General features: G+C 46.9%; 21 protein-coding genes. 10 read left to right on the top strand and 11 right to left on the bottom strand.

Annotated features, from left to right (window positions below; translation table 11 throughout):
* Positions 1–361 precede the first annotated feature (361 nt).
* The 3 genes from R8O11_RS21525 to R8O11_RS21515 are packed head-to-tail and all read right to left on the bottom strand — an operon-like array spanning position 362 to position 2,911.
* Positions 362–490, bottom strand: a complete 129-nt coding sequence (locus R8O11_RS21525; protein WP_017447407.1) for a DUF2474 domain-containing protein — start codon at positions 488–490, stop codon at positions 362–364.
* Positions 491–510: 20 nt separating this feature from the next.
* Positions 511–1,518 (bottom strand): cytochrome d ubiquinol oxidase subunit II, encoded by a 1,008-nt coding sequence (cydB, locus tag R8O11_RS21520; RefSeq protein ID WP_033906439.1) that lies wholly within the window; start codon positions 1,516–1,518, stop codon positions 511–513.
* A gap of 28 nt (positions 1,519–1,546) precedes the next feature.
* Entirely contained in the window at positions 1,547–2,911 is a 1,365-nt protein-coding gene (locus R8O11_RS21515; protein WP_005477080.1) for a cytochrome ubiquinol oxidase subunit I, read from the bottom strand.
* 136 nt (positions 2,912–3,047) lie between these two features.
* Between R8O11_RS21515 and R8O11_RS21510 the strand changes: the two genes are divergently transcribed.
* Positions 3,048–4,481, top strand: a complete 1,434-nt coding sequence (locus R8O11_RS21510; protein WP_081107495.1) for a PLP-dependent aminotransferase family protein — start codon at positions 3,048–3,050, stop codon at positions 4,479–4,481.
* A gap of 9 nt (positions 4,482–4,490) precedes the next feature.
* Here R8O11_RS21510 and R8O11_RS21505 read toward each other — a convergent pair whose 3' ends face one another.
* Complete coding sequence (locus R8O11_RS21505) at positions 4,491–5,039, bottom strand: sugar O-acetyltransferase (protein WP_033906440.1); 549 nt, start codon at positions 5,037–5,039, stop codon at positions 4,491–4,493.
* 338 nt (positions 5,040–5,377) lie between these two features.
* Here R8O11_RS21505 and R8O11_RS21500 point away from each other — a divergent pair, with 338 nt between their 5' ends.
* Positions 5,378–6,244: a mechanosensitive ion channel family protein gene (locus tag R8O11_RS21500; protein WP_005373258.1), complete on the top strand. Its 867-nt coding sequence runs from the start codon at positions 5,378–5,380 to the stop codon at positions 6,242–6,244.
* A 98-nt stretch (positions 6,245–6,342) separates the two neighbouring features.
* Here the strand turns inward: R8O11_RS21500 and R8O11_RS21495 are convergent, their stop codons facing one another.
* From R8O11_RS21495 to R8O11_RS21465, 7 genes are all read right to left on the bottom strand, one after another.
* A complete protein-coding gene (locus R8O11_RS21495) occupies positions 6,343–6,663 on the bottom strand; it encodes a DUF1840 domain-containing protein (protein WP_025767896.1) in 321 nt (106 codons plus the stop codon).
* Between the two features lie 173 nt (positions 6,664–6,836).
* Positions 6,837–7,739, bottom strand: a complete 903-nt coding sequence (locus tag R8O11_RS21490; protein WP_213895754.1) for a hydroxymethylglutaryl-CoA lyase — start codon at positions 7,737–7,739, stop codon at positions 6,837–6,839.
* Positions 7,720–9,768 carry an acetyl/propionyl/methylcrotonyl-CoA carboxylase subunit alpha gene (locus R8O11_RS21485; RefSeq protein WP_182015885.1) on the bottom strand — a complete coding sequence of 683 codons (2,049 nt, stop codon included), beginning with the start codon at positions 9,766–9,768 and terminating at the stop codon, positions 7,720–7,722. The genes R8O11_RS21490 and R8O11_RS21485 overlap by 20 nt, the downstream gene beginning before the upstream one ends.
* Positions 9,761–10,543, bottom strand: coding sequence for an enoyl-CoA hydratase-related protein (locus R8O11_RS21480; protein WP_318148835.1), 783 nt, complete (start codon positions 10,541–10,543; stop codon positions 9,761–9,763). The genes R8O11_RS21485 and R8O11_RS21480 overlap by 8 nt, the downstream gene beginning before the upstream one ends.
* A gap of 104 nt (positions 10,544–10,647) precedes the next feature.
* On the bottom strand, positions 10,648–12,255 hold the full coding sequence (locus tag R8O11_RS21475; RefSeq protein ID WP_318194417.1) for a carboxyl transferase domain-containing protein: 1,608 nt from the start codon (positions 12,253–12,255) through the stop codon (positions 10,648–10,650).
* A gap of 114 nt (positions 12,256–12,369) precedes the next feature.
* Positions 12,370–13,539 (bottom strand): isovaleryl-CoA dehydrogenase, encoded by a 1,170-nt coding sequence (locus R8O11_RS21470; protein ID WP_318194416.1) that lies wholly within the window; start codon positions 13,537–13,539, stop codon positions 12,370–12,372.
* Between the two features lie 45 nt (positions 13,540–13,584).
* Positions 13,585–13,971, bottom strand: a complete 387-nt coding sequence (locus tag R8O11_RS21465) for a MerR family transcriptional regulator (protein ID WP_005373242.1) — start codon at positions 13,969–13,971, stop codon at positions 13,585–13,587.
* A gap of 209 nt (positions 13,972–14,180) precedes the next feature.
* Here R8O11_RS21465 and R8O11_RS21460 point away from each other — a divergent pair, with 209 nt between their 5' ends.
* The 8 genes from R8O11_RS21460 to R8O11_RS21425 all read left to right on the top strand — a co-directional run bounded on the left by R8O11_RS21460 (position 14,181) and on the right by R8O11_RS21425 (position 24,306).
* The gene (locus R8O11_RS21460; RefSeq protein WP_318194415.1) at positions 14,181–15,359 is read left to right on the top strand and encodes a thiolase family protein; all 1,179 of its coding nucleotides are present in this window, start codon (positions 14,181–14,183) and stop codon (positions 15,357–15,359) included.
* Between the two features lie 70 nt (positions 15,360–15,429).
* Positions 15,430–16,923 (top strand): CoA-acylating methylmalonate-semialdehyde dehydrogenase, encoded by a 1,494-nt coding sequence (locus R8O11_RS21455; protein WP_318194414.1) that lies wholly within the window; start codon positions 15,430–15,432, stop codon positions 16,921–16,923.
* Positions 16,924–17,016: 93 nt separating this feature from the next.
* Complete coding sequence (locus tag R8O11_RS21450) at positions 17,017–18,171, top strand: acyl-CoA dehydrogenase family protein (protein ID WP_136977192.1); 1,155 nt, start codon at positions 17,017–17,019, stop codon at positions 18,169–18,171.
* Between the two features lie 49 nt (positions 18,172–18,220).
* A complete protein-coding gene (locus R8O11_RS21445) occupies positions 18,221–18,997 on the top strand; it encodes an enoyl-CoA hydratase (protein WP_182015890.1) in 777 nt (258 codons plus the stop codon).
* Between the two features lie 10 nt (positions 18,998–19,007).
* Positions 19,008–20,138, top strand: a complete 1,131-nt coding sequence (locus R8O11_RS21440; RefSeq protein ID WP_182015892.1) for an enoyl-CoA hydratase/isomerase family protein — start codon at positions 19,008–19,010, stop codon at positions 20,136–20,138.
* A gap of 19 nt (positions 20,139–20,157) precedes the next feature.
* Positions 20,158–21,054, top strand: a complete 897-nt coding sequence (gene mmsB / locus R8O11_RS21435) for a 3-hydroxyisobutyrate dehydrogenase (RefSeq protein ID WP_149150627.1) — start codon at positions 20,158–20,160, stop codon at positions 21,052–21,054.
* A gap of 9 nt (positions 21,055–21,063) precedes the next feature.
* Positions 21,064–21,822 carry an SDR family oxidoreductase gene (locus R8O11_RS21430; RefSeq protein WP_005373217.1) on the top strand — a complete coding sequence of 253 codons (759 nt, stop codon included), beginning with the start codon at positions 21,064–21,066 and terminating at the stop codon, positions 21,820–21,822.
* Positions 21,823–22,284: 462 nt separating this feature from the next.
* A complete protein-coding gene (locus tag R8O11_RS21425) occupies positions 22,285–24,306 on the top strand; it encodes a diguanylate cyclase (RefSeq protein ID WP_412035066.1) in 2,022 nt (673 codons plus the stop codon).
* Positions 24,307–24,487 lie beyond the last annotated feature (181 nt).

Below are 24,487 nucleotides of genomic sequence, written 5' to 3'. Positions count from 1 at the left end.
TACATGGAAGTTACTGAAGAACTTAATGAAAACAGGATGTTAAGTCTTCAGCAACAATTAAAGGGAACATAGCCAATTAGAAAGCTACTTTTTAGCAAAGTGGATTTACGTTTAGAGTCGAAGTTTCAAAGTTTACCGCAAGATAAAAAGGAAGCATTACTGAGCATTGCGAAAAAGCTTGAACCTTTTGATCTCGTAAGCATGCATGAACGACTTCAGGCAATGTAGACTTATGAAAGAATGTTTTGAGTAGATTCTTAACGCTTGGCTTTTTCATTAAGATTGAGTATTAGGTTCAACGCCTCTAGCTCTTACACAAGATCTAGAGGCATCCATTTTTTATTGACTTAAAAATGCCGCGCTAAGATTTTAACCCTGCAGCGGTCATCATGACGCGAAATAACATAGACACTAACCCTAATGCAGCGACGCTAACGACCCAAATTCCAACCATCCACGCCCATTGGCGGCACCAATTTTTGACTTTCATACTCACTCCTTATCAACTCGTTAATGGTACGCTTCGTCTTCTTTCACTTTTCCAGAGAAGACATAATAACTCCAAAAGGTGTAAGCCAGAATGATCGGGATGATGATCACCGCTCCAACGAGCATAAAGCGCTGACTGCTTGCAGGAGCCGCTGCTTCCCATATTGATATGCTAGGAGGAATGATATTTGGCCAGATACTGATGCCAAGCCCTGCGAACCCGAGAATCACGATCACTAGCGCCATCACGAAAGGGCTGCGCTCTTTACGCTTTTTAACGGAGTCAGCAATCTTCAAACATACCAGTCCAGTAATGACTGGTACGGGCAGTAAGTAGAACAAATTCGGCAGAGAAAACCATCTTTCCGCAATGGTAGGGTAAGCAAGTGGAGTCCAAGCGCTCACAATGACTAATGCGGAGATCATCGCCAGTAGTGTTTTATTAGTGAAGCGGTACATCGTGTTTTGCAGTGCACCTTCCGTCTTCATGATGAGCCATGTGCTACCGAGCAGCGCGTACGTTGCGACTAAACCCAAACCGCAAAAGATGGGAAAAGGGGTAAGCCAGTCTAGTTGGCTACCTACGAAGACGCGGTTTTCCACCGCAAAGCCTTGAATTACCGCGCCAACAACGATGCCTTGGAAAAACGTGGTTAAAATCGATCCGACCATAAAAGAGCGATCCCAGAACTTTAAGTGGCTTTCCAATGCTTTAAAGCGAAACTCAAATGCGACTCCACGAAAGATCAAAGCAATCAACATCAACGTTAAAGGGATGGTTAGCGCTTCAATAATCACCGCGTAAGCCATCGGAAAAGCGCCAAATAGAGATGCGCCTCCAAGCACAATCCAAGTTTCGTTACCGTCCCAAACTGGCGCGACACTGTTGACCATGACGTCTTTTTGTTTTTCATCCTTGATGAAGGGCATCAGTATTCCAATACCCAAATCGAAGCCGTCCATGATGATGTACATCAAAGTGGCAAAAACGATGATCGCGAACCAAATCACGGATAAATCAAAATGCATATTCTCTACCTTAACTTTGTGACAAATTCTAGATGCGACCTGAAACGGTCGTCATGTCGTGCTCATCGTGTTCGATTGCATCGGGGCCTTTCTTGATTTGGTGGATCATGTAGTAATAACCAAAACCAAATACCAAGCTGTATACAACAAGGAAACACAGCAGGCTGATGCTCATTTGTAGGTCTCCGTGTGCAGAAACCGCATCACGCGTTTTTTGTACGCCATACACGACCCAAGGTTGCCGACCAACCTCTGTCGTAAACCAGCCAGCGAGTATTGCGATAAGGCCAGATGGCCCCATAAATAATGAAAATTTGAGGAACCAACGCGAGGTATAAAGCGTGTTCTTTTTTCGTAACCACATGCTGTAGAAGCTTTGAAAAATCATCAGAAGTCCTAGCCCGACCATGATTCGAAATGACCAAAAGACGATAGGTGAGTTCGGTCGTTCCTCTTTCGGGAAGTCTTTCAGCGCCGGGATTGGCTCAGTTAAACTGTGGCGTAGGATCAAACTTCCTAGAACAGGAATTTCTAAGGCATAGTCTGTGCGTTCTTGTTCCATGTTTGGCATGCCGAACAAAATCAATGGGGTTGGTTTGCCATCACTGTTATCCCAATGTCCTTCGATGGCAGCGATTTTGGCGGGCTGGTGTTCCAGAGTGTTTAGCCCATGCACATCGCCAATCACGGCTTGGAGTGGCGCAAGGAACACTAAGATCCCGAGCGACATCGAAAACATGGTTTTTACCGCAGTCGATTGATTGCCTCTCAATAAATGCCAAGCGGCTGACGCGCCTACAAAGAGTGCTGAACTGACAAAAGCTGCGACGCTCATGTGAGCCAAACGATAAGGAAATGAAGGATTGAAAACGATAGCAAACCAGTCGGTTGGCACCACACGTCCGTCGACAATTTCATAGCCTTGTGGCGTTTGCATCCAACTGTTGGAGGCGAGAATCCAGAAGGTCGAAATGATCGTGCCTAACGCCACCATCGAGGTTGCAAAAAAGTGCAGCTTTTCGCCGACGCGACGCCAACCAAACAGCATCACGCCAAGAAATCCGGCTTCGAGAAAGAAAGCCGTTAACACTTCATAAGTCAGTAATGGGCCAGTGATAGAACCAGCGAAGTCGGAGAAACCACTCCAGTTGGTGCCGAATTGATAGGCCATGACAAGGCCAGATACAACGCCCATCCCAAAGTTAACCGCAAAAATTTTCGACCAGAAGTGATAGAGCTTTTGGTAATCGGGATTACGTGTTTTTAGCCATAAGCCTTCCAGCACGGCGAGATAGGTGGCCAAACCTATGGTGATAGCGGGGAAAATAATATGAAAGGATACCGTGAAGGCGAACTGTATCCGTGCAAGCATAAATGCGTCGAGGCCAAACATTAAACTTCCTTTGATCTTTTAAGTTTTATGAGAGAGCTATTTTAAAAGGAGCGGAATGAGGGAAGTAGGTACAGACAGTGACTATAAACCTATAACAGATTAAATATTGAAGTGTTATTATTTTGAATTCAGCTTTATGGAGGGGGATTTGCGTTTGGCGAAGTATCAAGAGTTAGTGGAACAGCTTAAAAGGCAGATAAAATCGGGGATATGGCATCCGGGTGACAAGCTGACTTCTCTGCGTCGCCAATCTGAACACTCGGGTTTAAGCTTGATGACGGTGTTGCATGCCTATCAAATTCTGGAATCTCAAGGCTGGGTCACCTCACAGCCGCGCTCTGGTTATCGAGTCGCTCCCAATATTAAGAGTTCAAATGAACCCCAAGCGCCAGCCGCGGTTTCGTGGACAGAACAGGTAGACATCAATGAATTTATCTTTGATGTGCTGCAAGCGAGTAAAAATCCATCCATGATCAATTTTGGCTTTGCCTATCCAGATCCAAGTTTGTACCCACGCTATCACGTGAATCGGGCGATGAGCGCAGCCGCTCGCAATATGCCGATTTCTACCGCCTTTGATAACTTACCGCCGGGAAACGAACAATTACGCACCATCATCGCGAAGCGTTATGCTGCGAAAGGCATTGAAATTTCACCCGATGAAATTGTTATTACGGCAGGCGCGCTGGAGGCGTTAACGCTCAGTTTGCAAGCCTGCACAAGACCGGGAGATTGGGTGGTTGTGGAGTCGCCTGCATTCTACGGTGCATTGCAATCCTTAGAGCGGTTAGGTTTGAAAGCGCTCTCAGTAAGAACAGACCCAGTCACGGGCATTGACCTAGACTCATTGGAACGAGCGCTGCAAACACACGATGTGAAAGCATGTTGGCTGATGTCGAACTTCCAAAATCCTCTGGGTTTTACGCTCACCAACGAGAAAAAACAAAAGCTGATTGAGCTGACACAGCGATATAACGTACCAGTGATTGAAGATGATGTGTACAGCGAACTGCATGCAGGGAATGACTCGGTCTACCCACTAAGAATGTTTGATGACACGGGCAATGCCATGTTGTGCTCCTCGTTTTCAAAATCATTAATCGCAGGGCTACGTATTGGTTGGGTTGCGGCGGGAAAGCGGGCGCTAGAGGTACAAAAGTTACAGCTAATGAGTACATTAGCGACGAGTGCACCAGTGCAAATGACATTGGTGCATTATTTAACAAGCCGCAATTATGAATCGCATTTGAAGCAGTTACGGAAAAAGCTGTTTGAACGTAAAAGTAAGATGACGGATCTGCTTAGTGAGCTGTTACCTGAAGCAGTCAAAGTGTTAAGCCAAAGCGGCGGGTACTTTATTTGGTTAGAGCTTCCCAAGCATATCGACGCCTTGCAGATATATCGAGAAGCGCTAAAAGATAATATCAGCATCGCACCGGGAAAGATGTTCAGCCTGACAGAACAATACGATCACTGTATTCGTCTTAACGCTTCTTTTGAGCTCAATGACAAATACGTCCATGCTCTCAATCTGCTTGCCAACATTATTCGCTGTCATTTGGCGAAATAGCGACTTTCTTCAGTTTTTTGGTTTAATAGAGCGCGCGGGATTTCCAGCAACTCGATCGCCCGGCGCAACGTCTTTGGTTATGACAGAGCCAGCGCCGACGACGGCCTCATCGCCAATGGTCACGCCTGGCAGTATGATAGCGCCCCCACCAATCCAAACGTTATTGCCGATTTTTACCGGTTTGGCGATCTCATCTCCGGCTAAGCGTCTTTGTGTATCGAGTGAATGAGCGGCTGTGTAAATTTGCACTCTAGGCCCAATCATGACGTCCGCGCCAATCTTAACCTGCCCATTGTCCAGAATAATGGCATCCCAGTTGATGTAGGAGTTTTCCCCGATGGACAAGTGACAACCGTAGGTAAGTTGAAGCGGTGGCTCTATACAGGCGCTGTTTTCTAATTGGACGCCCATTTCCGCCAATAGTTGTCTACGGATACTTGGGTTTGGCTCGTGGTTAAATTGGAAGACAAGCTGCGCGGTTTTGGCGCGCATCAGCTTTAGTTCTTCATCCAGACAATTATAGGTTTCTCCAGAGCGCATCCGAGTCAGTTCTGACATAACAATCATTCCATCAATGTTGTTTGCAATAAGGTGCATAATAATAAATGAAGGTGATTCGAAGTGAAAATTTGATGCTTAAAAATCAGAAAGTTATCACTGATTTGCCTTGCGTATTCAGTCGGTTGATTGGCTCGTTGAGTACACAAAGACGTACTCCTTAAATGGCTTAATCGTGTTGAAGCCAAAGCGGGAAACCACTCGAAGCGTTTTACGTAGATTACAATATAGTTAATAAGTAGAACTTAATTGAGTCGCTTGCGCTATCGATTGACCTAAAAATTTAAGACTTATGCGCTCTGGCTTGCTGGCAACGATGAATCAAGAGTGAGCACTTTATGTTCGAACGGGTCATTTCATTTTTAGAAACAACGCTGTTTACCTTTAACGAACAACCTATCACGTTGTGGGCGATATTGATGGTGCCGACATGGGTCATTGTCGCTTTATGGTTATCGAAAATTTTGATCAAAACCGTTACGTCAAGAATGTCTTCATCGGGGAAAGACCCAAACGTGATTCATTTGGTTAAACGGATATTATTTGTCATCGCTCTCGCCATTATTTTTATGACCACACTTTCGATGATAAATGTGCCAATTACCGCGTTTGCCTTTCTGTCTGGTGCCATCGCTATCGGCTTCGGTTTTGGTGCGCAAAACATCATTAACAACTTCATAAGTGGCTGGATTTTGATTGGTGAAAAGCCAATCCGAATTGGGGACTTTTTAGAGGTTGAGGGCGCCAAAGGCACTGTCGAGCAAATAAATACACGCTCAACGAGAATCAGACGAACCGATGGTGTTCATATGCTCATACCCAACAGTCAGTTGATTGAGAACGTGGTGATCAACTGGACGTTATGCGACAGATTAGTTCGTGGCTCTGTCGTCGTCGGTGTCGCGTATGGGAGCGATGTCAAACAGGTTGCTGCCTTAATGGCGGAAGTGACTTCGCAGCAAGCGCAAGTTCTGAGTTCGCCAGCGCCAGATGTGTTTTTTCAAGACTTTGGTGACAATGCTTTGATCTTCGAATCTTATTTTTGGATTAACTCAACGGTTGAGGGCGGTATTCGCTCGGTCGCAAGTGCCATGCGTTTTGAAATCTACGAAGCTTTCGAAAAGCACGGCATTGAAATCGCGTTTCCACAACGAGATGTGCACATTGATGGGCAAATCAAGTTGTCTAGGGAGAGAAACGGATAGGGCGATAAGCGGTATTGGTGTTCTTATCTTGGTGTCGAGCAACCAAAGCGAGGCGGTCACAACACGGATTCACCTCGTTAGAAACCAGTTTGAAGGCGTTATTGGTTGTCCCACATGACTTCGCATTCTTCTTTGATTGCTGATTTTAGCAACTCAATCAGTGGAAACGCTCTGCGTCCTAGGCTTACCGCGGGCTCTGCTTGTTCTTCCTCTTCGTCTACATCAGTATGGAGATTTTCTTCAGCTGCATTTTTCGCAGATAGAGCAGAAGTTAATCTTGATAACGCGTCAGGAACATCTTGAGCGGAAATTGATCCCGGCACCGTGCCGCTGTGACCCATCATTTTGAGCATATCTAATGCAATATCACCAAACATTGTGACGTTTGAGTGGCTTCGACAACGAAATGTTATGAGCATTTACCTGATCCTGTTTTATACGTTCGCTTTGAAACTAAATTGTAGCTGAAATCAGGCACTAATTAATGTGATGAAGACCGTTGAGCGTTAAGGTTTTTATGAGTAACAATAAAAAACGGGCACGTACGTCTGCATGCCCGTTGAAATATATTACCTGATTGGTTGTTGATGATTTACAAGCTATACGGATCGCCTAGAGCCAATGCGACCCTAGAAGCAGGAGACTTTCCTAACGCACGGCAAATTTGCCAACCCGCTTCATTGATGACGCTAAGGTCAACGCCTGTTTCAATCCCAAGTTGCTCACACAGATAAAGTACATCTTCCGTTGCAACATTACCACTGGCTCCTTTCGCGTAAGGGCAGCCGCCGAGCCCCGCTACTGCGCTATCAATGGTGTTGATGCCCATTAACAAGGCTTGATAGATATTGGCTAATGCTTGCCCATAAGTGTCATGAAAATGTACTGCGAGCGCGTCTTTTGGCAGTAGCGTTAACAACGAATCCAGCATGGCGATAACGCGATTAGGCGTTGCTTTACCGACAGTATCACCGAGCGAAATCTCATAACATCCCATATCAAACAACGTATTGGCGACCTTGGTAGTTTGCTCTGGCTTGATTACTCCCTCATATGGGCACACCATGGTACAAGACAAGTACCCGCGTACAGGAATGTTATGCTGGTTCGCCAATTCGATAACGGGCTCAAATCGAGCGAGACTTTCGGTAATGCTGCAGTTGATGTTCTTCTGGCTGAACGTTTCTGAAGCGGAGCCAAACACCGCAATTCGCTTTACACCGCTTTCCAGCGCACGTTCTAACCCTGCGAGATTTGGTGTGAGCGCGCTATAAACCACTTCAGGCTTTTTTGAGATACCAGCAAACACCTGATCGGAATCGGCCATTTGAGGCACCCACCTTGGAGAGACGAAAGATCCCGCCTCAATATGCTTTAAGCCACTGCTGCTTAGTTGGTTAATCAAACGGATTTTATCAACCAGCGTCACTGCCGTTTCATTTTGCAGACCATCACGAGCGCCGACTTCGACGATATTAACCTTCGCTGGTAGCATATTCGCGCTCCTTATCTTCACTGACGTTATCCGATATCAAAGACAAATTCAGCAGTATGGAACCGTGCTGTACTTGGTCCCCGTGCTGATAAAACAATTCGTCGACTGTTGCTGCGACCGGAGCCGTGATGGTGTATTCCATTTTCATTGCTTCGAGTACCAAAAGCGGATCGCCCGCCGCCACTTCGTCACCTTTAGCCACCATAACTGCTGAAATTATGCCGTTGAGTGGTGCGGTTGGACTGAGTTCATCATCTACATCTTTTGCAGAGTCAAAGTTAGGTTGATGAGCGAACGTGCGCTGCTGACCAAGATAAAATAGTGTTGTTCTTTGTTCATCGCTAAGTGCATTAAAGGTGTAACGCACATTATCAATATCGACGATAAACTGGTTGTCACTTTCAAGCAGGATAACCTGATGCAGCTCCTCACCACATCGGACAGTGAAGTGAGATCCTGTATCTTGCGATGATTGTTGCAAACGTGCCTGATGGTTGGCTTTGGCATCCGTGAAGTTAAATCGGTAAACGTTGTCAACTGACAGTCTAAAACCTCGTTTGGTTGGCGCGGGTAACGTTGAGCTGTCTGATTTTGAAATGAGATCATTCCAGCGAGCAACCGCCGCCAATGTAAGCCAGATTGAATCCGACACGTCTTGCTGCTCATTTATGCCTTGTTGATGTGTGACGAGGAAACCTGTATCGAGCTCAATCTCGGCAAAGGCTGGCTGCGAAACAATGCTGTGCAGGTAACCAATGTTTGTCGTTACGCCACGTACGTGATATTGAGTTAACGCCTGCTTAAGCTGCTTTAGCGCGATATCACGAGTTTGCCCCCAGACGATCAGTTTGCTGATCATTGGATCGTAATATTCGCTGATGCTATCGCCTTGGGTAACACCACTATCAACGCGTACGCACGCTAGGCGCACACTACTGTCTGATACGGGTTCTTTTAAGTAATCAATGCGGCCAGTCGACGGCATAAAGTCATTGTCTGTATCTTCTGCGTAAATTCGCAGCTCAATTGAATGACCGTTGTGGGTGATTTCAGATTGCGAAATAGGTAAATGCTCGCCAGCTGCGACTTTTAATTGCCACTCCACCAAATCAACACCGGTGATCAATTCAGTAACAGGGTGTTCAACTTGCAGACGGGTATTCATCTCCATGAAGTAAAACTCACCGCGGCTATCGAGCAAGAACTCCACCGTGCCAGCGCCAACATAGTCGATCGCTTGAGCGGCCTGAACCGCAGCTTCACCCATTTGTTTACGCAGTTCATCACTAAGACCGGGAGCTGGTGCTTCTTCGACTACTTTTTGGTGACGGCGTTGAATGGAGCAATCGCGATCAGAAAGATAGACACAGTTGCCATGTTGGTCAGCAAATACCTGAACTTCAACGTGGCGAGGCTGCAATATACATTTTTCGATTAGAAGCTGCTTATCGCCAAAGCTTGAAAGTGCTTCACGCTGCGCACCGTCGATGGCCAGAGGCATTTCGGCTGCGCTATTGACCACTCGCATGCCTTTACCGCCGCCCCCTTGGGTTGCTTTAAGCATCACTGGGTAACCGATTTTTTCCGCTTCTGCTAATAAATGCTCTATGCTGTTGTCTGTGCCGTGATAGCCCGGAACCAATGGTACGTTCGCCTCTGACATGATGGCTTTGGCTTGCGACTTCGAACCCATTGCTTCAATTGCGCTGGTGGAAGGGCCAATAAAAACAATGCCATTTTCGCTGCACGCTTTCGCCAGTTTCGGGTTCTCGGAAAGAAAACCATACCCAGGGTGGATAGCATCGGCTTGCCATTTTTTCGCAGCGCCGATAATCGCATCGATATCGAGATACGATTCACTCGCCGGAGCGGGGCCAATGAATTCAGCGAAATCCGCTTGTTTAACATGTAAGCTGCTGCGATCCGCTTCGGAATAGACGGCAACCGTCTCTATAGCCATGCTTTTTGCGGTTTTAATGATTCGGCAGGCAATTTCACCGCGGTTTGCGATCAGTATTCTTTTAAACATGATTCCTCCAATTGGCGGCGCGCTTTTCAAAAAATGCACTCAGTCCTTCTTGTCCTTCTGCGGACACGCGGGCGGTTGCAATAGCTTGGCTGGTGTATTCAATTAATGAATGCTCGATAGGTTGATTGTCACAACGTAAGCAGAGCGTTTTTGCTGCCTGCATGGCTTGTGGACCGTTGTTAAGCAGGTGATCAATGGTGCGATTGACGGCTTCACGTGGTTGAGCGTCTATCTGATGAAGAATACTCATCGATAGTGCGGTTTCGGCATCAATCAGTTCCGCGGTTAAAAAGTAGCGTCGGCTTTGTCGTTGTCCAATCGCTCGGATTACGTAAGGTCCGATGGTGGCGGGTAACAAACCGAGCTTCACTTCACTCAAACAGAAGCGGCTTTCAGGTGTACCAATAGCGATATCGCAGCAGCAGATAAGCCCAAGTGCGCCGCCAAATGCAGCGCCATGCACCATAGCAATGGTTGGTTTGCTAAAGGTATCCAGCGTATGCAAAAGTTTTGCTAGTTGCTGTGCATCTTGCAGGTTTTCACTTTCGGTTTTGGCGGCCATTGACTGCATCCAGCCAAGATCTGCTCCCGCAGAAAAGTGTTTTCCCTGTGCAGTTAACACCAGTGCACGGAGAGAATCGTCCTTTTCGAGCTGTTCTAGTGTCTCAATTAGTGAGGCAATCAATGCGTCATTAAACGCGTTGTGTTTTTCTGGCCGATTCAGGCTCAACCAGGCAACGCCATTGCTGTCTTTTTCAAGCAGTAGTCCGGTCATGTGACTTCCTTTGTCTGACATTTCAGTCTGTATTTCAATGCTCGCTAACCATTACTTGTTAAACATCGGTATTCGCGAGGAGTTAAGGTTTGCCTTGCATCCGACTACATACGGAAGATGCCAAATTTGCTGTCTGGTATCGGCGCATTAAGCGCAGCAGACAGAGCAATGCCGACAACATCACGGGTTTTCGCAGGGTCAATAATGCCGTCGTCCCACAAACGAGCACTGGCGTAGTATGCATGGCTTTGAGTCTGATATTGCACCGCAATTGGACGTTTGAACGCTTCTTCTTCCTCCGCGCTCCAGCTTTCACCTTTGCGAGTTTTGATATCGCGGGTCACTTGCGCCATCACGCCAGCCGCTTGCTCTCCACCCATGACGGAGATGCGCGCGTTTGGCCACATCCACATCATGGTTGGATCATAAGCGCGGCCACACATGCCGTAGTTCCCAGCGCCATACGAGCCACCAATCACTACGGTAAACTTCGGCACGTCTGCACACGCAACAGCAGTTACCATTTTCGCACCATGTTTGGCGATGCCTTCGGCTTCGTACTTCTGACCGACCATAAAGCCCGTGATGTTCTGCAAGAAAAGCAGAGGAATTTTGCGTTGTGCGCACAGCTCAATAAAATGCGCGCCTTTTTGTGCTGATTCCGAAAATAGAATGCCGTTGTTAGCGACAATGCCAATCGGCATACCGTGAATATGGGCAAAGCCACAGACCAAGGTTTCGCCGAACAAGGCTTTAAATTCATCGAACTGGGAATCATCAACAATTCGGGCAATGACCTCTTTAACATCAAACGGCTTTTTGAGATCGGTTCCGACGATGCCGTACAGCTCTTGGGCAGGAAAACGTGGTTCCTGTGGTGCTTTTTGCTTGAGTTGAACGGGTTTCAAGTGGTTAATTTGAGAAACGGCTTGTCTTGCCAACTCTAACGCGTGGTGATCATTTTCTGCGTAATAGTCCGCCACACCAGAGGTGCGACAATGAACGTCTGCGCCACCAAGATCTTCCGCGCTGACTTCTTCACCTGTCGCTGCTTTTACAAGAGGTGGACCTGCCAAAAAAATCGTGCCTTGTTCTTTGACTATGATGGATACGTCGCACATGGCAGGGACATAAGCGCCGCCAGCGGTACATAGCCCCATGACCACCGCAATTTGTGGAATGCCTTTGGCCGACATACGGGCTTGGTTGTAGAAAATACGGCCAAAATGGTCTTTATCTGGGAAGACTTCATCTTGGCGGGGGAGGTTAGCACCGCCAGAGTCGACTAAGTAAACACACGGCAGTTGGCATTTTTCTGCAATTTCTTGTGCTCTTAAGTGCTTTTTCACGGTGAGTGGGTAGTAACTGCCGCCTTTTACCGTCACGTCGTTCGCGACGATCATGCACTCAGTGCCGTCAATCACACCCACACCTGCAACCACCCCAGCACATGGAACGTAATCTGGATACACATCCCAGCCAGCAAATTGACCAATTTCTAGAAAGGACGAACCAGGGTCGAGTAGGGCAAGAATGCGCTCACGTACCGGAAGTTTGCCTTTCTTCTGCTGATGCTCGCGGGCTTTCTCGCCGCCACCATCTTCGATTTGCACAGTCACGGTATAGAGTTGATCCACGAGCGACGCCATAGAGCGGTAGTTTTCCTGATACTGCTCTGAATGGGTATTAATATTGGTCGTCAAACAAGCCATAAATAGCCGATCTCCATTCGGTAGACGGGTGACACCACCCGCCTTTATCTATGTTGAATAAGATTTAGGTTGAATAAGGAATTTATTTAGATTCAGAACGCCTAGGTATGTTGATTAGGCGCTTTCGTTAAACAATTCGCGACCAATAAGCATGCGGCGAATTTCTGAAGTGCCCGCACCGATTTCATACAGCTTGGCATCTCGCAACAAACGGCCCGTATCAAACTCGTTGATGTAGCCGTTACCGCCAAGTAGTTGAATCGCATCCAGTGCCATCTTGGTTGCCAGCTCTGCGCTGTAGAGGATCGCGCCAGCAGAATCTTTACGTGTGGTTTCACCGCGATCACAAGCGGCAGCGACGGCGTAAACATACGCTTTAGCGGCATTCATTTGTGTGTACATATCCGCGATTTTTGCTTGAACTAGCTGGAATTCACCGATGGATTTACCGAACTGTTTACGGTCGTGAATGTAAGGCACAACGATATCCATACACGCCTGCATGATGCCAAGTGGGCCGCCTGCAAGCACCACACGTTCGTAGTCGAGGCCGCTCATCAATACTTTCACGCCTTGGTTTTCTTCGCCGAGAATATTTTCCGCAGGGACTTCGCAGTTTTGGAAGACCAGCTCACACGTATTCGAGCCGCGCATACCCAACTTGTCGAGTTTTTGTGCTTGAGTAAATCCAGGGAATCCGCGTTCCACAATAAATGCCGTGATGCCTTTGGAGTGCTGGCTTGGGTCGGTTTTTGCGTAGACAACATAGGTGTGTGCATCAGGGCCGTTGGTGATCCACATTTTGTTGCCATTTAATAGGAAAATATCGCCTTTACGTTCGGCTTTAAGCTGCATAGAGACCACATCAGAGCCGGCGCCGGGTTCACTCATAGCAAGGGCGCCGATATGTTCACCGGAGATGAGCTTAGGTAGGTATTTCTCTTTTTGCGCTTGTGTGCCGTTACGGTGGATTTGGTTGACGCAAAGGTTGGAGTGAGCGCCGTAACTTAACGCAACCGAAGCGGATGCTCGGCTGATTTCTTCCATAGCGATAACGTGGGCGAGATAGCCCATGCCTGCACCACCAAACTCTTCGCTGGTGGTCACACCTAAAAGACCCATGTCACCTAATTTGGACCAAAGATGGTTTGGAAAGTCGTTAGTTTGGTCGATAGATTGCGCTAGCGGCGCAACTTCTCTTGCAGCAAAACTATTGATTTGCTCGCGAAGCAAATCGGTATTTTCGTCATAAACAAAGTTCAGGGAAGAGTAGGTAGATTTCATTGCGTGTCCTTGCCTTTACGTCACCTACATCCCAGAGTTGAGGTGTTAGGTGACTTTTTCGCCTTTCATGGATCTCAGTGTGTTTTGGCATCGCAACTGCGCAGCATTTAACTCCATCATTACCGCTTGAATGTCGTTTGCTTGCTGTTGCAATGCTGCCTTCTTCTCTTCGATCAACCGAATCATATAGTTCAACTGCTCAGTACTTTGATCGGTATCGTAGAGTTCAAATAACTCTTTGATATCTGCAAGAGAAAAGCCCAATCGCTTACCTCGCAAAATCAGTTTTAGTCGAATTCGATCACGACCATTGTAGATTCGAGTGTTGCCTTTACGTTCTGGAGTTAGGAGACCTAAATCTTCGTAGAAGCGAATGCTTCGAGTAGTAATGTCGAACTCTTTCGCGAGCTCGCTGATCTTAAATGTGTTCATTCCTTAACCTTACGACTTTCGTATAACATTTACATGAATATACAATTCGTTAACGTTAAAGTAAACAAACAACATCCACTCTTGAGCCTTGATATCACTCGCATTTACTCGAAATCAAAGAATCACTCGAACAAACAATAACCTCAAACTTGACGTTAACGTAAATGTTAGTATAGTTATGACGTAAACGTCAACAAAAGGTTAATGGAATGAAAAATGAAACATGGATTGTTGCCGCTAAGCGAACGCCTATCGGCTCTTTTCAAGGTGCATTAGCTTCAACAGATGTCACGGAACTCGGTGCGAGAGCCATTCAAGGGGCGCTAGCCGAAAGCCAACTCGATGTGCACAAAATAGACGAAGTGTTGATGGGGTGCGTTTTACCCGCCGGTGTGGGGCAAGCGCCTGCAAGACAAGCAAGTCTTAAAGCTGAAATGCCACAATCGATTGGTTGTACGACACTGAACAAAGTTTGTGGATCGGGTATGAAAACCGTCATGCTGGCATATGACCTTATTCAATCTGGCAATGCGCATGCTGTCATCGCTGGTGGCATGGAAAACATGTCGTCTTCTCCTTATCTATTAAAGAAAGCGCGTGATGGTTTCCGTTTAGGTCACGAGCAAGTGCTTGATCACATGTTTTATGACGGTTTGCAGGATGCCTACCAAGGCGAGCTGATGGGTGTCTTTGCAGAACAGACGGCGCAAAAGTATCAGTTCAGCCGTGAAAGTATGGATGCCTGGGCGCAACAGTCGTTGACTCGTGCGCAGCAAGCAATCGAACAAGGTTTGTTCAAAGAAGAGATCGTGCCTTTTAACGTAAAAAGTCGACGCGGTGAAACCTTGGTTGTAGATGATGAGCAACCGAGCAAACTCGACGTCACTAAAATTCCTACCTTACGCCCTGCGTTTGCCAAAGATGGCGGCGTAACCGCAGCAAACTCTAGTTCCATTTCGGATGGTGCGTCGGCAATGATCTTAGTCGATAGTGAGTTTGGTCGTCAGGAAAACCTTCAGCCCCTAGCCAAAATTGTCGCGTACAGCACGCATGCAAGACAGCCTGATGAGTTCACCATCGCACCAGTCTTCGCGATTGAATCGCTGCTGGAAAAAACGGGCTGGGACAAATCAGACGTGGACCTTTGGGAAATCAATGAAGCTTTTGCTGTCGTGACTCAATACGCGGTAAAAGCACTCGAACTGGACGAGAGCAAAGTGAACCCTCGCGGAGGGGCTTGTGCGCTGGGGCATCCAATAGGCGCAAGTGGCAATCGAATCCTTGTCACTTTGATTCATGCGCTAAAACAAACTGGTGGTAAGCGTGGCGTTGCATCGCTTTGTATTGGCGGCGGCGAAGCTACCGCTATCGCGATTGAAATCTGCTAAATCACTCTCAACAAAGTTTCACTTACATAACAGTAGTCAGTAACAAGCTGAAAAATACAAGGATGTCATCATGACAGAACAAGTAAAGCAGTATATCGGTGGTGAATTTGCCATCTCCGATTCAAAACAATGGCTAGATGTAACCAACCCGGCAACCAACGAAGTGATTGCACAAGTACCTTGTGCCACGGAATCGGAAATGAATGCGGCGATTGCCAGCGCAACAGAAACGTTCAAACGCTGGAAAGAAGTTGCAGCGCCGGAGCGTGCTAGATTGATGCTGCGTTACCAACATTTGCTAAAAGAGCAACACGATGAGTTGGCGATACTGCTTTCAAGTGAGACAGGCAAAACCCTCGCGGATGCAAAGGGTGACATTTGGCGTGGGATTGAAGTCGTAGAACAAGCGGCGAACATTTGTAGCTCAATGATGGGCGAAACGGTTGAGAATGTCGCAACCAATATTGATGGTTACTCTTACATTCAACCGCTCGGTGTTTGTGCTGGCATCACACCGTTTAACTTCCCTGCGATGATCCCATTGTGGATGTTCCCGATGGCGATCGCTTGTGGCAACACCTTTATTTTGAAGCCGTCAGAGCAAGTGCCACTAACGGCAATGAAACTGGCGGAGCTGTTTGAACAAGCTGGCGCACCAAAAGGCGTATTGCAAGTTGTTCACGGGACCAAAGAGCAAGTCGACCGCATTCTGACTGATCCAGTTGTTCGTGCGATCTCTTTTGTTGGCTCTGTGCCCGTTGGTGAGTACATCTACAAAACAGGTACAGACAACCTGAAACGCGTGCAGTCATTTGCAGGTGCTAAGAACCACATGGTCATCATGCCGGATGCAAACAAACAGCAAGTCATCAATAACCTAGTTGGCGCGTCAGTTGGTGCTGCAGGCCAACGCTGTATGGCTATTTCGGTTGCCGTATTTGTCGGCGAAACCAAAGAATGGATTCCAGAGCTTAAAGAGGCGTTAGCTCAGGTTCAGCCTGGCGCGTGGGATGATGAAACCGCCGGTTATGGTCCACTGATTAGCCCTCAAGCGAAGCAGCGAGTGGTGAATCTGATTAATGAAGGCAAAGCGTCAGGCGCGAATTGTGTTCTGGACGGGACAGACTGCCAAGTACCTGGCTTCCCGAACGGTAACTGGCTGGGGCCAACACTGTTTACCAACGTGACCACAGACATGTCGATTTATCAGGAAGAAATTTTCGGGCCTGTGCTGTTAACTATGGAAGTGGATGACCTAGATGAAGCGATTGAACTGATCAATGCAAACCGCTTTGGTAATGGTACGTCTATTTTCACGGCGAACGGCGCTGCCGCGAGAAAGTATCAACACAATATCGAAGTAGGTAACGTAGGCATCAACGTGCCGATTCCAGTGCCATTGCCATTTTTCTCATTTACTGGGTGGAAAGGCAGCTTCTACGGCGACCTGCATGCTTACGGTAAACAAGCGGTTCGCTTCTACACCGAGACGAAAACTGTCACCGCGCGTTGGTTTGAAGATGACATTCCAAGCGGTCCAAACATGACCATTCAACTTAGCTAATTACTGGATTAGCGACACCTCTAGCCAAGCGCCACCGTTTAAGTGGGCTTGGCTCGGATACAAATGCAACGAATTAGACCTTAGGACTTCAAGATGGATTTTGAATTAAACGAAGATCAACTCGCGTTTGCCGAAGTAGCAAAGCAGTTTGCAGACCAAATGTTAGCGCCTCATGCGGCCGAGTGGGATGAAAACCATCATTTCCCTAAAGACGTACTGCGTCAAGCAGGTGAACTTGGTTTTCTGAGCATCTATACGCCGCCAGAGCATGGTGGCTTGGGGTTATCTCGTTTGGATGCGGCGATCATTTTCGAGCAGTTGGCTATGGGTTGTACCGCGACTACTGCGTTTATGACCATTCACAACATGGCGACGTGGATGATAACCAGCTTTGCCAAAGCCGAAGTGGCGCAGCAATTTAGCGCGGATCTAATTTCGGGTGAAAAGCTCGCTTCCTACTGTTTAACCGAACCTAATGCCGGCTCTGACGCCGCTTCTCTAACGACTAGCGCAGTGCGTGATGGCGATGAGTTTGTCCTCAATGGAGCAAAAGTGTTTATCTCGGGTGCGGGTGATACAGATGTTCTCGTCGTGATGGCGCGTTCCTGTGGTGAAGGAGCGAGTGGCGTTTCTGCATTCGTTGTTCCTGCTGATTGCGAAGGCATTAGCTACGGTAAAAAAGAAGCCAAAATGGGTTGGAACTGCCAGCCAACTCGCATGATTACCTTCGAAAATGTTCGTATTCCGGCTGACTATCTGTTGGGTGAAGAGGGAGAAGGCTTTAAGTTCGCCATGCTTGGTCTGGATGGCGGCCGAATCAATATCGCCACTTGTTCCGTCGGTACTGCGCAACAAGCTCTGAACGAAGCCAAACAATACATGACCGAACGCAAACAGTTCGGCCGTTCACTGGCGCAATTTCAAGCGTTGCAGTTCAAGCTTGCTGATATGGCGACTGAGCTGGTCGCTGCGCGTCAAATGGTGCGACTCGCTGCCGCTAAACTCGATGCCCAGCACGTAGAAAAAAGTGCGTACTGTGCCATGGCAAAACGCTTTGCTACTGATGTGGGCTTTAAAGTCTGCGATCAGGCGCTGCAAATTCACGGTGGCTATGGCTACATCAAAGAATATCCAGTCGAGCGCCATTTCCGAGACGTTCGTGTTCACCAAATCCTTGAAGGTACCAACGAAATCATGCGTCTGATCGTCGCAAGACGATTACTAACGGAAGGCGTTGAGCTGCTTTAGTCAGCGAGACACAGCCTTACCTAAAGAAATTAAAAAGGACTGAAAGATTATGACGGCACAAATCAAATTAGAGCGCGAAGCGCATATTGCCAAGCTCACGATTAGTAATCCGCCAGCGAACACTTGGACGCTTGAGTCTTTGAATCAGCTAAAAGAGTTGGCGATTGAACTTAGCAATGATTGCTCTATTTATGCGTTGGTTTTAACAGGCGAAGGCGAGAAGTTCTTCTCTGCTGGAGCAGATCTTAATAACTTTGCATCGGGTGATAAATCACAAGCAGCGGACATGGCGTTCGCATTTGGTGAAGCGTTTGAAGCGCTTTCTGCATTCGATGGGGTTTCTATCGCAGCGATTAATGGCTATGCGATGGGCGGCGGTCTGGAAGTGGCGATGGCGTGTGACATTCGTATCGCAGAAGAACAAGTACAAATGGCACTTCCTGAAGCATCGGTAGGTTTGTTGCCGTGTGCGGGAGGGACGCAAAACCTGACCGCGTTGGTAGGTGAAGGTTGGGCGAAGCGTATGATCCTGTGTGGCGAGCGTGTGACGGCCGAGCGAGCGGAAAAAATTGGTTTAGTCGAAGAGGTGGTGGCGAAAGGTCAAGCACTCGAAGCGGCTATGGAGCTAGCACAGCGTGTTGCGGGCCAATCACCGAAATCCATTTCTGCGTGCAAAACGCTCATTCAAGGTCGACGCAGCCAAACTCACGCGGCTGGATTGGTTTTAGAGCGTGAACTGTTTTTACAGCTGTTCAATACACAAGATCAGACTGAGGGTGTGAATGCGTTTTTGCAAAAGCGCAAGCCACAATGGACAAACAGCTAGCGGAGGCCAAATGACAGGTACAGTAAATGTTTCAAAGCTTAAGTGCGCTGATGGCTCTGTTATTGGTGTGCTGGAGCTTGATAATCCAGCTGCTCTCAACGCGTTGAGTTACGTGATGATTGAGAAGTTGTACAAACAGCTTAATGAATGGCAAACGGACGACAGCGTCGTCGCGGTATTCTTGCATGCTCAAGGTGAAAAAGCGTTTTGTGCTGGCGGAGATATTCAAGCGATCTATCGCGCACTTGAAAACAAAGAGCAAGATTTTGATTCTGCGTTTTCAGCGATGGAAACCTTCTTTGACCTCGAATATCGTTGTGACCATCTTATTCATACTTATCCAAAACCGATCATCGCGTGGGGACATGGTTATTTGATGGGCGGGGGAGTTGGCCTGTTTATGGGTGCCAGCCATCGCGTAGCAGAAACCACCACACGCTTTGCAATGCCAGAGATTAAAATTGGCCTTTACCCAGATGTAGGCGCGACGTACTTCCTGAACCAGTTGCCAAAACATTTGGCACTGTTCTTAAGTTTGACGGCTTGCCAAATTAACGCAACAGATATGAAAGCGTTGGGGTTAAGCCAATGGATTGCACAGCCAGAAAACAAGCAAGTGCTGCTGGATCTGCTTGCATCGGTAAGTTGGAAAGGTGAAGCGAACATCAACGAAAAAATCGCCACTACGCTGCGTTCGGTACACGTGGACGAGCCAACCGAAGGGATGTTGATGCCCTATGCGGAATTGATTGAGCAGTTATGTTCGGGTGACTTAGCGTCAATTGTTGATGCAATCAGCCGTGCTAACGTTGATAACAAGTGGTTCGTCAATGCGCAGAAGTCACTGAACTATGGCAGTCCGCTGTCGCTCAGTATCACTTATCAGCAGTTAACGCAGTATCAAAACCTCTCTTTGAAAGCGTGTTTTGATATGGAATTTAACCTAACACTACGTTGTGGCTTAGAAGGTGATTTTAGAGAAGGGGTTCGTGCGCTGATTATTGATAAAACCAATCAACCGACTTGGCAACATCGCACGGTTTCTGACGTAACGCCACAAGTTTTGGAGCGCTTCTTCTCGCCAATTGACTCAGCAGAATACCCACTGACCGCATCGTCGGTCGCTATAGCGGCACTTTAGTACAAGGAAGAAATACGATATGGACAAAATTGCATTTATTGGCCTTGGTAACATGGGTGCGCCTATGGCTAAGAATCTACTCAAAGCGGGCTTGAACGTCGAAGTATTTGATTTGAACCCAAACGCAGTTGAGGAGTTGACCGCATTGGGCGCTTCAAGTGCCGATTCCGTTCAGCAGGCAGTACAAGGTGTTGACGTGGTTGTCACTATGCTGCCAGCGAGCCAACACGTTCAAAGCGTTTATCTTGGTCAAGATGGCATCTTAGATAGCGTCGAATCAGGTACCTTGCTGATTGATTCTTCCACCATCGATCCGGCGACTGCTCGCTTGGTTGGCGAAAAAGCATCGCAACTTGGTATCAGTTTTGTTGATGCACCAGTATCTGGCGGCGTTGCGGGCGCAGCAGCAGGTACGTTAACTTTCATTGCTGGCGGCTCACAAGAGAACTTTGTTCAAGCCAAAGCGGTGCTTAGCCACATGGGTAAAAACATCTTCCATGCGGGTGATGCTGGAGCTGGTCAGGTCGCGAAGATCTGCAATAACATGATGTTGGGCATTTTGATGAGCGGCACCTGTGAAGCACTCAATTTAGGGATGGAAAACGGACTCGATCCCAAAGTGCTTTCCGACATCATGTTGCAAAGTTCAGGGCGTAACTGGGCGCTAGAGCTTTATAACCCTTGTCCAGGTGTGATGGAAAGTACGCCTGCAAGCAATGGTTATCAAGGCGGCTTTATGAGCCAGTTAATGGCTAAAGATCTGGGTCTTGCGATGGAAGCGGCGGTTGCCAGTCAAACATCAACGCCAATGGGCAGCTTGGCTCGTAATCTGTTTAATTTTCACAACAGTCAGGGCAACGGGCAAAAAGATTTTTCAAGCTTGTTTGAGTTCTACCAAAAGCAAAATCAGGCCTAAGGAGCGCTTATGGAGTTAGCAAATAAGGTCATTGCGATCACGGGGGCAGGGCAGGGGCTGGGTAAACAAATGGCACTGTCACTGGCGGAAAATGGCGTTCATCTTGCGCTTATCGACCTCAATTCAGATCAACTGGCTGAAACGAAAGCGGAATGTGAATCTCTCGGCGTTACCGCTCGTTTTTATGTGACGAACGTGACTGACGAACAGCAGGTGTGCACTGCTTTTGAGCAAATTGAGGCAGATTTCAAGCAGCTCAATGGCGTTATCAATAACGCAGGTATTATGCGTGATGGTATGTTCATTAAAGTCAAAGATGGTCAGGTTAACACGATGTCGCTGGAACAATTTCAGTCTGTTCTAGATGTGAATGTAACAGGCACTTTCCTGTGTGGCCGTGAAGCGAGCAAGGTAATGCTGAACACCGATAGCAAAGGGGTTCTGATCAACATATCCAGCGTTGCGCGTGCCGGGAATATTGGTCAAACCAACTATTCAGCATCTAAAGCGGCGGTAGCCACCATGGCAACGGTGTGGGCGAAAGAGTTAGGGCGTTTCGGAATTCGCTCAGTGGCGATTGCTCCGGGTGTCATCAAAACTGCCATGACAGACCAAATAAAACCTGAAGCGATGGAACGTTTAATCGGAATGATTCCGGTTGGACGTTTAGGTTTGGCGGATGAAATTTCATCGACCATAAAATACGTGTTAACCAACGAATTCGTGACCGGAAGAGTGTTCGAAGTCGATGGCGGAATGCGAATGTAACCCCCTCTGCAACATAAAAAAGGGGAGCGAGTTTGATTGTCCGCTTCCTTCCACTTTCTCCTTTCTTTTATTGCTTCTATCTGAAAAATGTATTGGATGCATGGTCGACTGTTATCTCATCGAACGGTATAGAAATTTATTCTATTTCTAATGTGAATGGCTAGTTCTATATTGCTTGTCATGTAAATGTATTAACTCACAACTAAGACGATCTTTTGTCTCACTAACGAGATCGTTATTCTTGGTGTGTAAAAAACATTCTTATTGGTCATATTGTAACCGAAAACTATTTCGGCATCTAAAGATGGTGATTTATTATTCAGCGCAAAATACATGGGAATATGAGGCTGACTGAATAACCTTCAGTTGTCTTAATAATAAATAATCAGAATTCTCAATTACACTGAAGTAACTACCCATTAGGGAAGAGCAATAATGTCACTATTTCATTCGCTTAGGACGATGCCGCTATTATTGGGGTGTCTGTGTTTTTCTGTTCAGGCCTCCACAGAAAAGGTGGAACAGGAAGGTAAGTTTTTACAGTCGTTAGAAGGCATCGAAAATCAAATTTACGCATTACCTCAGAGTTCTTTAGCTTTGATTGAAGCGTTAGAAGAAGAGTCTTTACTACAAAACCAACCAACAGCGCTGTTGGTGCGTTACTGGCTTGCCAAGGCCACGGTTTTAGAGCTGCTAGGGCGCGTAGAAGAGAGTCAGAGTGTCGTTCAAAAAGGATTGGAGCTTGTACGTCCACAGAGCCATGAGTATCTCCTGTTTAAGTTGATTCAGATGCGAACTATGGTTGGAAAGAGCGATATCGATACCGCGCTTTCTGCGTTGGATAGCTTGTTGGAAACATCGCGTGAGAATGGTGATAAGCAACTTGAATCAGAAATCCTGTTGCTAAAAGGACGCTATTACGATGAGCAAGGTGAGTTTAAAAAATCCTATGCTGCACTTATGTCGTCCATGGATGCGGCTGAATCTTCAGGTGTTCACGGGCTGGTCGAACGTGCAGCACTAGAGCTAGGTGACGTACTTGTCAAAATTCAGGGTTACGACCGATCTGAGGCGCTTTTGGAACAAGCATATCGCTATTTTAGGGATAGGCGTATGTCGTTCAATGAGTTGTTGAGCGTTTTGACGATAGCGAAACTTCATAAAGCACAGTTCCAATACGAAGAGGCGATAGCGTCATATCAGCGAGCGTTAAAGCTGGCTCAAATTATCGGTGATGGACGCTTTAGATTTCGAGTTAACCTTGAACTTGCAGCTTTATATCGCGAGACGAAACAAGAAAAGAAGATGGTTAATCACTTGAAGCTGGCGGAGAATTTACAGTACAGAGAAACGTCTAGCGCGTATTTGGCAACATTTAAGTTGTTACAAGCCGAATATATGTTAGAGCAGCAGCAATTTGAAATACTTTTAGCGATGATCGCGCCAATGCTGCCGGAGATTATAGAGAGTCGATACGTCAAGCAACAGCAAATGGAGCTACTAAAAGTCGCCGCTATGGCCTATGCGGGAAGCAATGACTTTAAACTAGCATTCGAAACTTACGGTAACTATCACGATAAATTTATCCAATTTAGCAATCAAAGAGAAGTTGAAAATCTTGAGCGCCAGCAGACGTTATTTGAGTTGGAACGACTTGAATATGAGAACGAAGATCTCAACTGGAACAATGTGTTGCAGCGTATGGAGCTAGAAAATAACCGTCGTACTTTTTACTTATTGGGTGAAGCGCTACTTGCGCTCATCGGTGTTCTATTTTTGATGGCGGTAGTATTTCTCGTCGTCAATCGCTCGCGTTTGAGAATGCGTCGCCTCGCAAAGACAGACAAATTGACAGGGTTGTTCAATCGCCGTTTTTTAGAGGACTGGTTCACTAAGCCAGTAGAAGTGAGGCGTGAGCGAAAAGAGAAACCGGTACCTCAATCTAAGCAAGAAAAGATACAACACTTTGTTTTTGAGCAAGTCGAGCAAGTTAAGTACGGTTATCTAGCTTTAAATAAATGGGTAGATAGCAAACTCGATAAACAGAAAATGGTGCCAAATAAACCACAATCGGGGCCAGTAACTTTAGCGTTAATCGATGTGGATTATTTCAAGCAGGTAAATGATACCTATGGGCATGTGTTTGGAGATACCGTACTAACGGGCGTTGCCAAAGTGTTGGAGGAAACTGTACGTGAGAACGACATTGTTGCTCGCTTTGGTGGGGAAGAGTTTGTTGTTGTTATGCCCAATACAGACCATAAAAACGCCCTTATTACTGCAGAACGTTTACGTAGCGCTTTATCCCTACATGGCTTTGTTACGGAACAGAAAGAAGAAGTGAGAGTGACCTGTAGTTTTGGAGTCGTTACCACTGAAGATAATGAGATGAGTTTTAAATCACTTTGCGATCAGGCCGATAAATTGCTTTATCAAGCGAAAGCGAACGGACGCAACTGCGTGAAAGGTCGCTCGCTAGCGTAACAGAAATCAAGAGTTCAGGCTCATCGCACGATGAATCTGAACTTATCCCTCCCATTTACTTTGATAGCCAAGTGACTTTGAGATCCTTGCTTCGAATATAAAACGCTGAATCTAACATCTTAAAGTCACTTGGCGATATTACTTAAAAATGGCTTAAGGATATCGAATCGCATATTCATGG

The organism is Vibrio sp. 1288 (assembly GCF_033344475.1).
Note: the sequence above shows the minus strand (reverse complement) of the source record. Positions and strands in the feature narration are given on the sequence as shown.